This is a genomic window from Marinobacter sp. UBA3604 (assembly GCF_002375325.1).
In the GTDB taxonomy this organism is placed as follows: domain Bacteria; phylum Pseudomonadota; class Gammaproteobacteria; order Pseudomonadales; family Oleiphilaceae; genus Marinobacter; species Marinobacter salarius.
This window is the reverse complement of the sequence record NZ_DFMB01000063.1, coordinates 112,462-124,230: the sequence shown is the minus strand read 5'-3', so window position 1 is coordinate 124,230 and position 11,769 is coordinate 112,462. Positions and strand designations below refer to the sequence as shown.

The 11,769-nt window shown below is 54.9% G+C and carries 9 protein-coding genes; 2 read left to right on the top strand and 7 right to left on the bottom strand.

Annotated features, from left to right (window positions below; translation table 11 throughout):
* Positions 1 to 40: 40 nt before the first annotated feature.
* Positions 41 to 673, bottom strand: a complete 633-nt coding sequence (locus B2590_RS18955; RefSeq protein ID WP_199448645.1) for an NAD(P)H-dependent oxidoreductase — start codon at positions 671 to 673, stop codon at positions 41 to 43.
* Positions 674 to 838: 165 nt separating this feature from the next.
* Here B2590_RS18955 and B2590_RS18950 point away from each other — a divergent pair, with 165 nt between their 5' ends.
* Positions 839 to 1,780, top strand: a complete 942-nt coding sequence (locus B2590_RS18950) for a DMT family transporter (RefSeq protein WP_051946927.1) — start codon at positions 839 to 841, stop codon at positions 1,778 to 1,780.
* Here the strand turns inward: B2590_RS18950 and B2590_RS18945 are convergent.
* From B2590_RS18945 to B2590_RS18925, 5 genes are all read right to left on the bottom strand, one after another.
* The gene (locus B2590_RS18945) at positions 1,764 to 2,984 is read right to left on the bottom strand and encodes an MFS transporter (protein WP_286810597.1); all 1,221 of its coding nucleotides are present in this window, start codon (positions 2,982 to 2,984) and stop codon (positions 1,764 to 1,766) included. The genes B2590_RS18950 and B2590_RS18945 overlap by 17 nt on opposite strands.
* Before the next feature lie 92 nt (positions 2,985 to 3,076).
* Positions 3,077 to 3,997, bottom strand: coding sequence for a peptidoglycan-binding domain-containing protein (locus B2590_RS18940; RefSeq protein ID WP_286848045.1), 921 nt, complete (start codon positions 3,995 to 3,997; stop codon positions 3,077 to 3,079).
* A gap of 106 nt (positions 3,998 to 4,103) precedes the next feature.
* Entirely contained in the window at positions 4,104 to 6,107 is a 2,004-nt protein-coding gene (locus B2590_RS18935) for a HAMP domain-containing methyl-accepting chemotaxis protein (RefSeq protein WP_286810599.1), read from the bottom strand.
* Positions 6,108 to 6,182: 75 nt separating this feature from the next.
* The gene (locus B2590_RS18930) at positions 6,183 to 7,088 is read right to left on the bottom strand and encodes an ABC transporter substrate-binding protein (RefSeq protein WP_286810600.1); all 906 of its coding nucleotides are present in this window, start codon (positions 7,086 to 7,088) and stop codon (positions 6,183 to 6,185) included.
* Between the two features lie 345 nt (positions 7,089 to 7,433).
* Positions 7,434 to 8,696, bottom strand: a complete 1,263-nt coding sequence (locus B2590_RS18925; RefSeq protein ID WP_286810601.1) for an MFS transporter — start codon at positions 8,694 to 8,696, stop codon at positions 7,434 to 7,436.
* 210 nt (positions 8,697 to 8,906) lie between these two features.
* Between B2590_RS18925 and B2590_RS18920 the strand changes: the two genes are divergently transcribed.
* Positions 8,907 to 10,355 carry a malate:quinone oxidoreductase gene (locus B2590_RS18920; RefSeq protein ID WP_286810602.1) on the top strand — a complete coding sequence of 483 codons (1,449 nt, stop codon included), beginning with the start codon at positions 8,907 to 8,909 and terminating at the stop codon, positions 10,353 to 10,355.
* Positions 10,356 to 10,438: 83 nt separating this feature from the next.
* On the opposite strand, the gene B2590_RS18915 is transcribed toward B2590_RS18920, so the two are convergent.
* Positions 10,439 to 11,746: an ATP-grasp domain-containing protein gene (locus tag B2590_RS18915; protein WP_286810603.1), complete on the bottom strand. Its 1,308-nt coding sequence runs from the start codon at positions 11,744 to 11,746 to the stop codon at positions 10,439 to 10,441.
* Positions 11,747 to 11,769: the final 23 nt, after the last annotated feature.

Sequence of the window (11,769 nt, the reverse complement as noted above, 5' to 3'; positions counted from 1 at the left end):
CAAGCGCCGGTGTGTGGCTGAATTCTATCGGGCCTGTTGATCAGACTCTTTGAATCAGTTGGGAGAGGGGTCGGCGCACCTTTGGCATGTTCGCCATCCGGTCCTCCGCCGTATCACGGTACCCCAATGCTGCAATGACCACGCTGCTCAGATTATCCTCGTTCAATCGCAGGACGCGATCGAGGGCGGCGGGATCAAAGCCTTCCATCGGCGAGGCATCGACACGCTCTATAGCGGCGGCGGCAAGGGTAAAGCCCAGGGCAATGTAAGCCTGCTTTGCGGCCCAGGCCTGCTTGTCAGCGGCCGTTTCCAAACCATTGATGGTACCTTTGATAGCGTCAGCGAACCCGTTCAGATCGGCAATCGCAACCCCTCTCTCGGTCGCCGCCAACTCGATGTAATGATCAACCGTTGAGTCATCCAGATCCGTCTTGGTCGCAAACACCAACAGGTGGGAGCATTCCTTGACCTGTGGTTGCGGTGCAGCGTCTTCATGGATGCGGTCAAGCAGCGAGCGGTCGCTGATGACTTTGATGGTGTAGGGTTGCAACCCATAAGAGGACGGCGCCAATCGTGTGGCCTCCAGTATTCTCTCCAGCGTGCCTTCCGGGAGAGATTTGCCATTCATGCGTTTTGTGGCGTAACGCCATTCTAGGGCTTCCAGAAAATCCATAACAGTCTTCCTGTGTCGGTTTTGGTGGTTGGTTGACTGCTGACACTAAACGATGAGTTTCGGGGAATCGATGCGCAAATCGGCAAAGGAGTTTTCACGAAACGTGTAGTGATCCGTGGTCGCCGCATCGGGATGATAGGGCTCGCAACTAACGGAGAAAAAACCATGAAACAACATGCGAGTACCGCATCTCATCAACCCGATGTAACGTCCATGCTTCTGTTGTTGGGCGTTGGCGTACTGATTGCCCTGATGCTGCCGCTTTCCAGGGCCGCCATGGACATCGGCATGACACCACTGGCGTACGCCTTCTGGCAGGCTTTGGGTGGCGGTATCCTGCTGGTTCTCTGCGGTCGCCGGGGTTCCCCGGTGCGATTCAGCAGGCCCCTGTTTCAATACTTTGGCATCAGCGGACTGACCGCCATTGCCGTACCCAATGCGCTGGCCTTCATTGTTGTTGCCAATATTGGGTCCGGCCTGACGGCGACTCTCTATGCGCTGCCATCCCTTGCCACCTACGGGATCTCCGTCATTCTGGGCATGGAAACACTGAGCAGGAAAAAGTCCATTGGGCTGAGTCTGGGCGTTGCCGGTTGTGTCTGGATTCTGTCGCCCAATCCCGCGGGCATCAATCCGGACTCGCTGCCATGGCTGCTGTTAGGTATGTTGGTTCCGCTGTCCCTCGCTATTGGCAATGTGTATCGCACGTCTCACTGGCCGAAAGGGGCTACTCCAGAGCAGCTGGCCCCTGGAATGCTTCTCGCCGGTGCCGTACTGATTTTACTGGTGGTCGTGGTGACTGGGGGCGCACATTCGCTGCTTGTTAGCGGGATGGATCTCTGGACCATTGTGGCCGTTCAGTCTGTCCTGACTGCGATCAGTTATCGCGGCTTCTTTCACTTACAGAAGCGGACATCGCCAACGTTTCTCAGCCAACTGGGGTTCGTGATTACACCCGCTGGCCTATTGTTCGGGATCGTTTTCTTTGGTGAGTCTTATGGTTGGGCCGTGTGGGGTGGCGTGGTGCTGCTCTTGATAGGTGTTGTACTGGCAAACGGCGCCACCCGTGAACGCAAAACCTGCAACGCGGTCAGGAATCCTGGCTAAGCGCAACGTCGTCGACACGCTCTGGGCCGGACTGCTGACGCCATGCCAACAGAAATATCGCGAGCCCGGCAACGGCGGTTGTGGCACCAACATACCCTGTGGACTGCCATCCAAGGCCGGCACTGATAGCCATCCCGCCCAGCCAGGGTCCAAGAGCATTGGCCACGTTGAACGCTGCGTGGTGAGAGGCGGCGGCCAGTGTCTGGGCACCGTGCGCCACGTCCATCAGGTGGGTTTGCAGCGCGGGCCCAAGGCCAACCATCAAGGCGACCAGGAAGCACATCACCAGCATGGTCCAGATGGTTTCCGTGGCGTAGGGATACAGAAGTAGCATGCTGATGCTCCACAGCAACATCCAGCCAACGCTGCGGAACTGGAGGCGATCAAACAGCCATCCTCCGAGGATGTTCCCAATGAACCCCCCAAGCCCGAAGACCGCGAGTGCGATCGGAATCCAGAAGGGGTCGACCCCGGTGACTTCCAGCAATGTCGGAGCCAAATAGCTGAACACACAGAACATACCGGCAAACCCGATGGAGCCGATCGCCAACGGGTACCAGATTTCCGGACGATTGAACGCCCGGATTTCTGAGAACGGGCTTTGCCGTTCCTCTTGTCGGTTGAGAGGAAGGAAAAGAACAATCATCAACCCGGTAAGGGCTGCAACAGCGCCCACGAACCCGAAGGCGTACCGCCAATCCAGGTGCTGCCCTAGAATCGTTGCCAGTGGGTTTCCGATCAACAGCGCGAAGGTGAGGCCCATCATGACCAGGCTCACTATCTTGGCGCGCTTGTTAAAAGGTACGAGTGAGGCGGCGACCAGAGCAGCAACACCGAAATAGGCCCCATGGGGAAGGCCGGCAATGAACCGGAACACCAGAAGTGATCCATACCCCGGTGCCAGGGCACTGGCAATATTTCCCAGTGCGTAGAACGACATCAATAGGATCAGCAGGTGCCGGCGATAGAGTCTGGCTCCACCAATGGCCAGGATCGGGGCGCCCACGACGACGCCCAGCGCGTACGCACTGATCAAGTGGCCAACCTGTGGTTCCGTAACACCCAGATCCGCAGCAACGCCGGGCATAAGCCCCATGATGGCGAACTCTCCCGTACCTATCCCGAATCCGCCCATGGCGAGAGAGAATATGATCAGTGTAATCCTGGCGGGAGAGTAGGGGGCTTCCTGCAATTGAGAGGGCATGGGGTGGTTGGCCTTGGCTACCAGTCAGTAAATTTGAAACAAGGCCATCCAGTGTGAGCTAATCCACGGCACTTCGGAATACGCGTATGTCCTCAGATCAGCCAGCCGAAGAGGAAGTCGAATAGCGAGCTGAAAAAACCGCCACTGCTCTTGGTGACAGTGGTTGGTTCCGAAGTGTTGTCTGAGGACGAACTTGTGGCCTGCAATGATTCCGAAATCTCCGGATTGCCCGAAGTCGTCGTTTCCTGTGGCAACTGATAATCAACATCCGTTGATGTCTCTTCGGTCGCCTCGGAAGGCACATTGAGTGCTATGGAAGGCTCGGCATCAACGGTTGAAAGCTCTTCGACAGTGGAGGGCTCCTCAACAATCGGGCGCTCGACAGTGGTTTGGGGCTTTTCCGTGGCTGAGGGCTCTTCAGCAACCGCAACTGCAACAGGTTCGCTTTCCGGTTCTTCTACTGTTTGAGGGGCGGGCATTGATGCTTGGGCTATTGTCGGCTCGGGCTGAATTACCGGGTTATCGTCCGTTGCCAGAATGGCATCAGGTACAGGCACCGCTTCTTCTTCCAGGGGTGGTGATTCTGTCGGAACCAGCGCTGGCTCCGGTTGGACCTCTGGTTCAGGCGCTGCAGCAACGAGTTGTTCCTCATTGGCCGACCCGAAACGCTCCTTGTCGATTCCCGCATCAGCCATCGCCCCCTCACGGTTCTGCGCGGTGTTGCCAGTCACTGGATCGCCGTCCTTAACGGCGATTCCCAGGGCGGACAGCGTTTGTGGGTCCAGGTCTCCAGTGGCCTGCAACCCGTCGTGACCCGATTGATACTTCCGGATGGCTGAGCGCAGGGTGTTATCCATCCACCCATCGGCTTTGCCGATATCGTAGCCTGCGCCATAGAGGGCATTTTCAGCAGCAAAGATGGTGTCGGCAGGATCGGCCTGAGCGACTGCACAGAAGGACACCGTCAACGCGGCAAGAAAACCGGGCATCCTGGTAAAACGTGAATGGCTCATGGGTAAATCTCTCCCTGATACGCCGTATTGCTTTTGTTTGAGTATTGAAAGTATCAGTAATTGAACATGTCGCCTATGACGCAGTTAACACAAGCGGAAAAGGGCTCTAGTCCGATGTCTTGAAGCGACGTACCAGGCCGTTAAGGTCCTCTGCCATATCCGCCAGGGAATTGCTGGATTGGTTTACGTGGGCGATATCGTCGGTGAGTTTATCAATGGCACTACTACTGGCCTCCACGTTCTGAGTCATTTCAGCAGCGGTCGCTCGCTGTTGCTCGGTGGCGCTTGCAACTTGTGTCGTCATGTCCACGATCCGGTTCACGGCAGCCATAATTTCCGACAGGGCAGCGCCGGATTTGCCAGCTTCTTCACTGGCTTCCGAGGCCATCTGTTTGGCCTTACTCATATCAACCACCGCGCCAGCGGCACCGCTTTGCAGATTCGAAACGATCCGCTCGATATCGACCGTGGAATCCTGAACCCGCTTAGCGAGGCCACGAACCTCATCGGCAACCACCGAAAACCCGCGTCCCGCGTCTCCCGCACGCGCTGCCTCGATGGCGGCATTGAGGGCAAGGAGGTTGGTTTGTTCTGCGATGGCCTGGATAACGTCCAGTACGTTTCCGATCTCACCGGACTCATCTTCGAGTCGTTGGATGCGCTTTGACCCTGCTTCGACCTGTTCCGCCAGTCGGGTAACGGATTTAATCGCGGTCGACACCGTTTCCTGACCGGTTCCTGCCAGGTCGGCGGCCTGGCGTGCGGATTCATCCGTGTCATTGGTGTTGGAGGCGATCTCGTCGGAGGTGGAGACCATTTCCTGCATCGCCGCCGAAACTTGAGTCACCTGGTCCCGTTGTTGTTCGGCATTGGCAGTGGTGCTGTTTGTAATGCCAGACAATGACTCAGATTCCGTACTGAGACGCCGGGACGACGCGACAATCCGGGAAATGATGTCTTCCAGGGTTTCCAGGAAGGCATTGACCGCTGAGATGAAATCGCCAATCTCGTCAGGGCGGCCCTTGGTCAGCCGGGTAGAAACGTCGCCTTCGTTATTGCCAATATTTTCCAGGTAACCCAGAATTTCCGACCGCGCACGTTTGACGCTGTTGCCCATCATGCGGCTCATCAGCAGGGCGACGACCAACCCCAGAATGACAGACGCAATAAAAGCGGCGAGTGTCAGCTTAAGCGCAGCCTCGGTCTCTGCTTCCGCTTCGTCTGCCACGGTTTCGAGGGAGGCAAAAACCTCTCTCTCAAGACCCTGAGCCATGTCAGTGATTTGGGGTCCCAGAACGTCAAGCTTGTCTTCTTTCGTCCGGATCATCGCTTTTTGCTGAACCAGCAGTTCATTGACCGATGACTGGTATTTCCCAAGTGCCTCTATCGCCGTATCGACATACTGCCTGACGTAACCGGGGACTGAGTCCATATCCAGAAACTCGAGCGCATCGGAAATATCCTCCATGGCATAACCCAGTGCCGTTTCCGAGGACTCGTCGCCATCAGCAAAGAAGCGCTGTGAGGCCATTCGCATCATGAGCGTATCGTGAATCAACTGTTCCAGAACAACTCGCAACCGGCTGTCCGGCTCTCTGTTGGTAACGCCATCCATAGCCCTGCGCAGCGCCTCTGAAGCAGTGGGGCCGTATTGGTCGAGTTCATTGGCAATGATATTTTTGACTTGCTGCTTGGCGGGTACCAGTTCGTTATTGAAGACATTCGCGTACTGCAGTGTCGCCTCCTCGATCTCAGCAACCAGTTGCACGCGGTTGGTACTTTTAATCGTCTGCTGCGCCGCTGACAGCTCACTGAAAAAATCCGTCTCGAGCTGCTTGAAGCGTGCCAGGATGTCTTCGTTACCGGTAGCGTAGTAGTCAAAGACTCCCAATCTCATATTGTAAAGATTGATTAGCACACCGGTCGCAACGGCGGTTTCCGGTGCAAGATCCCTTGCCACTGTATCCATTCGCGCATCAAGGTTTTGAAATTCCCGGATGCTGTAGAAGGTTACGAGTGCGAATAAAAGCAGAATAAAAACAGGTGCGATCAGGAGTTTTCCGCTGACACCTAGCCGACGCTCAATAACTTCTAATTTTTCTACAGCCACTGGTCTGCCCCTCTATGCATGCGAGATCTCTTGGTTAACGGCGGGTTCGGGATAATCTGGAGCCGCTCAGCCAATTTATTCAACGAAGTTTGCTTGGGTCGCAATCATGGGGGAAAGCTCCAGGCTCCAGTGAGCCATCCCGCTTCGGCTATAGATGTAGTGCCCGCTCAGGGAATTCATTTTGGGGATGCGGGCGGGTTTGACACCATTCATGATCAGGGACGCCAAGCGGGCGGCAGTGATGCCCTCCTGGTGAGCCGAAATGGTGAAGCCGCCAATCGCTTGCTGCTTACCAATGTTAATATCCCAAAAGGAAAAGATGGGAACCCGGCTTTGATTAAATGCCCTGGTAATGAGTTCGTCCGGCGCGATATAGGTGCCTTCTGCGTCTCGTATGGTGTGGTGGGTCCCAACGATAATTGCGTCGTACAGTTCGTGGGCCTGAACTACCGACTGCAACCAGGTGTCCTTGTCGTTGGTAAGGACGATGTCCAGTTTGGAGCCATATATTTCGGCACTTCTCTTGTCGCCGAAGTATTCGTTGACTGCGTTTCGCATGGTGGGTGAATCGTCCATTAATACCAGAAAGTGCTCATCCACTTTCAGTACTTTCTGCAGATGACGGATGCTCTCCTCAAAAAATGGCCGTTCCAGCAAGCCGGCGACCAAATCGTGTTCAAGGGTAGGGTGCTGCGCCGGACCGCCGTTGACGCCCAGGAATACCACCGGAATCTTCCGTTCAACCAAGTGGTTGGCCATCAGGGAGAATGCGTTGTCATCTCCAAGAATGGCAATGTCAGGCTGGATCTCGGTAATGGATTGTTGGAGGCGGGCTACTTTTTGGGGCCATTCTGATTTCGGTAATCGTTTGGTGTCGAGGGCAAGCACGCGAATATCGTGGTCCTCGCCCAGCACTGATTGGATAGCGGCAATATAATCGGCATCCCATTTGTAGCCTTGATGATAACTTTCGATAATCACCACGGTTTTGCTGAAACACAGGGGGCTTACCAGCAGAAGAGCCAGGAGGAGCGTACGCATTGGGTGTTCCTTGTTATTTTCCGAGTGAAGTCTGCACCCGTTCTTTCTTGTTGGAAGCGCTTGTTTTTATGGTTATTCCACTGCACCAAACAGGAACCGTGCCAAATTTCTACGTTATTGTTTTATAACAATATTTATTGAAAGGACAGGCAACGGAGTGGGTTTATCGGTGCCGAGTGTCTGGTTTCAGGGACACAATGACCTGGATAGGGGAAAGATTGTCTGATTTATCGGACATCACTGTCCTGGTTTCCGGACTTTGATGGGTTCCACGATCTCCGTGTTTCAGGCATCTCTTTCTGAGTTCGCAGCTTGGCTGGACGCCCAGGCGAACCCGAGCAACCCGAGAATTGGGCCAGGAACCAGAAGCCAGGCGGCATCCAGACCGATATGATCGAACAGCGCAGTGGTTGCGGCTATCGATACCACTGAAATTGCAAAGCCGATGGAGTTCTGGATCGCCAGTGCGGCACCGACCACTTCTTTCGGGCAAGCCTGGGCGGCCAGGGCGGAGAACTGGGGCGAGTCCGCGATCACGGTGGCGCCCCAGGCAAGTAGAAGGACTCCTAGCCACGTGGCGGGTAAGTCACGCCAGAAAAGGGCAAACACCACAGCGCAAACGCAGGAAGATGCCAGCGCACCGAGCGCGACCTTTGCGCTCCCAATACGACGTGACAGAAATCCCCCGACGAGACACCCCAAAGCCCCAATGCCTATGATACTGAACGCCATGCCCGATAATCCGACGGCCGAGTACTCACTGAGCAATGCCGTGTTGGCCACAAGCAGTGGTACTACCGTCCAGAACGCGTAGAGCTCCCACATGTGCCCGAAATAGCCCAGAGCTGCGGCACGAAATCGATTGACCTTGAAGGCGTCAAAGACCGTCAGCTCACGCTCGGAGGTGGTGCCCGACGCATGCTTCGCCTGACCTGTACCGGGTAAATGGGGCCCGTCCCCAAGCAGGTGGATAAGGAATGCACCAAGCAGTGCAAGCATCGATGACGCAAGGATAACGTACTGCCAGGGAAGATCCGCACCGGCTTCTCGTAATGCATGGGGCAGTGCGGTGCCAAGCGTCAACATTGCGACAAGCTGGGCAAGGGCCTGTCCGGTCCTTTCAGGAGCCCAACTGACAATCAACTTCATGCCCACGGGGTAGATACCCGCCAAGCTAAGGCCGACCAGGAAGCGGAACACAATGCCACTGGCCAAGCCCTCCGAAAACCAGGCGAAGCAGGCATTGAATAACGCGCCGCAGGCTGCACTGACCACGAAAATGAGACTCGCACGATACCGTTCTGCCAGGCCTCCCAAAGCCATGATCATTGTGCCCAGGATAAAACCGCCCTGAACGGCGCTGGTCAGCCAGCCAATATCAGCAGCACTGATTTGCCAACTGGTCATCAGAGTGTCCGTGGCACTGTTGGCGCTGAACCACAGCGATGTTCCGAACAGTTGAGCGAGGGCGATTGTCGCAACGGGGCCAAGCCAGCGCAAAAATCTTGAAGGGATGGGGGGAGCCCCCTCAAATTGTCCAGACGTCATAAGTGCGCTCCATATCCGTCGCGGCCATCAGTGTAGACTGACCGGCTGGCACAGTATACTGATGCACCATTCGTCATTTGTCGTAGAACCTGGGCGCCAGATGAAATGGGCAGGAGTGTGGCAGGTTTTCAGTGTTCGCTGGAAGCGTGGTACCTTCGGGCAAGACTTTATCGTTGGATATCAGAAAACTAAAGCGGGTGGATAGACTTTATGGACGTAATAATCATCGGCGCGGGGATTATGGGGACCACTTTTGCCACGTTGGCAAAAGAGCTGGCTCCTGAGTTGAACATCACCATCCTGGAGAGATTGGAGAGCGCTGGAGAGGGTAACTCGTGGGTGTTCAACAACGCTGGCACGGGACACGAGGCAAACTGTGAACTGAACTACACGCCGGTGGATGAAGAAGTTATCTCCGTCGAAAAAGCCTTGAAGATCCATGCGCAATTCAATGTGGCCAAGCAGTTCTGGGCGCACCTGATCAAGAAAGGCGCCATTAAGGACCCCAAGACGTTCATCAATCAGACCAAACATTGCACCATCGTGTCTGAATCCTCAATCGATGAATTGCGACTGCGGTTCAAGGAAATGTCCGCTCATCATTTTTTTGAGACTATGCGTTTCTCAGAGGATTTCGACGAAATCAAGGGCTGGATTCCCTATCTGATGGAGGGGCGTCCGCGCCATGAAAAAATGGCGGCAACTGTCATAGAAACAGGCACGGACGTAAATTTCGGTGCTCTGACCCAACAAATGGCGAAACATGCCGCCCAGGATCTCGGTGTGAAGATTGAGTACGGCACCCACGTAAAGCGCGTGCACAAGAGCCCTGCAGGGAGCTGGCTTGTTGAAACCGAACGTCACGGAGCGCCCGTGCGCTACAAGGCCGATGTGCTGTTTGTTGGTGCGGGTGGGGGTGCATTCCCAATCCTGAAGAAAAGCCACCTGCCATTTGCAAAGCGGTTTACTGGCTTTCCAGTCGGTGGGCGTTTTCTACAAGCCCCGATCAGTGCAGAGCAGGCTGATCATTACCGGGCGAAAACCTACGGTAAAGCAAAAGTGGGCGCGCCTCCCATGTCTGTGCCGCATCTGGATCTTCGGGTGGCAGATGGCCAGCACTACTTACTGTTCGGCCCTTTCGCCTCCTTCAAGCCCGTTCTTGAGAAAGGCCGCGGATTCTTTGATTACCTTCGGGCAATGCGCCTGCATGATATTCCAGGTTTGCTGAATGTCACTCTGGAGCACTTTCCGTTGGTGAAATACCTGGTTTCAGAGACCTTCAAGGGCGAGAAGAGCATGTTCGAGGAGCTTGAAAGCTTTGCGCCCGGCCTGAGCAAAAAGTTTGAATGGAAACCGGTTCACGCTGGCCAACGGGTTCAGATTATCAAGGACGGCGACCTGCAGATGGGAACGGAAATTCTCGTGTCCAAGGACAAGACGTACGGAACGTTGTTGGGAGCATCGCCAGGGGCATCGGTTTCGCCGGAGGTTATGCTGCGGTGCCTTGAACAACTGCTACCGGCCATTTTTTCCAAAGAGGAAGCCAGGAAAGCGAAGAAAGAGATTTTTCCTGAAGATGATCTGGATACCCTGGCCACGAATCCTGATCGTTATCGGGAAATTCGTGATGCCGTTAATAAACAGTTGGGGATAGTTTGAAGAAAGGCGTTCCATGATTCCCGAGTTACAGGTCAGAATCATGGAACGCCATATCAAGAGCTCCTGAGTGGGCGGTGACTGCCCTAGACGTAGAAGTCCAAATCCTCCTGGGCTTTCAACAGATCCCGCATCTTGATGGGGTCATCGCCAAAGAAGAAGACCAGGCCCCAGTGAGTGCCGAAGGCGGACCGGTCAGGAACCGTTTCTTCCACCGGTGCAACGAGTTCGTGTGACTCAAAATAGGGGTGATCAACGCATTCCGGAGGCATTTCCAGCTTGCTGACCACGCGGCGGCGCGGATAAACACCGAAGCAACCGGCATAGCCCTTGGCATCGACCACTTCGCGTGGGAAGAACTTTTCCACTTCCTCTTTGGTGCTCTTGGGATCAAACACCAGCATTGACGCCTGGTACGCATTGAACCCATACGCACGTTCAATCAGCTCAAACGCCTTGAAACCGGGTGGTCGATAAGCAACCTCACCAAAGTACATTTCACCATCAGCAGTAACGAAATACTCCGGATGAATCAAGCCAAACTGAATATCGAACGTTTTGATCAGCAACTCAATCTGCTTGGTAATGGCATTGCGCCAGCTTTCGAGTTGCTCGGTCGCCGGAACGAAAACGGAATAGCCTAGCGTTACGTACTCAGAGATATTCAGAAACTTGATCTTGCCATCGTGAATCCATGCCTCAACGGCAAACTCCCAGCCGCTCAGGTGGCTTTCCATGAGCAACGGATACTCTTCCGCTGGAATGCTGTCAATTTCCTCAAGCGTACGGATCATTCGATGGCCGAGGCAACCAGCCTTGTCAAACGCCTTAACGTGAATCGGGTCGTCCGGGTCGCCATCCAGTTTCAGCAGGGTCTGGTTGACACGCTTCATGAAACGGACGATGTCGTCTTTCTCGTGGGCCTCCTCGAAGATCCCAACCCGAATGCCGCCAAGCTGGGCACGACGCTTCATCAAAGCCTTGTCACGGAACAGAATCGACTGCCCGTACATGCGAGGGCTATTCAGGAGCACTGAGTTGATCGCCCCGGACCACTCAACGGTCTCTTCAAACAGCGGTATGGCAACATCAACGCCTTCCTCTTTCAGCCTTTGAGCAATCTCCAGGGACCGATCATTCAAACGGATAAAGTCCCAAGGGATAAAGGGAATCTTGTTTGCGGTACAGAAATCCGTAGCCCATTCTGGAGCAACTACGATGTAGCGGCGGTCGAACTTCTGTGCGGCCTTGATGGCATTGACGCTCCAGCCAAGCAGGGCGATATAGCCTTTGTTCGGATCCTTTGGGGTCTCCGTACCTTTAACAGAGTCCATTTCCGGATCAAGCCAGGCGGCCACATCATTTGATAAGGGCGCTTCTTGTGTTGTCGACATGTGTCGTTCTCCTTGCAACCTGC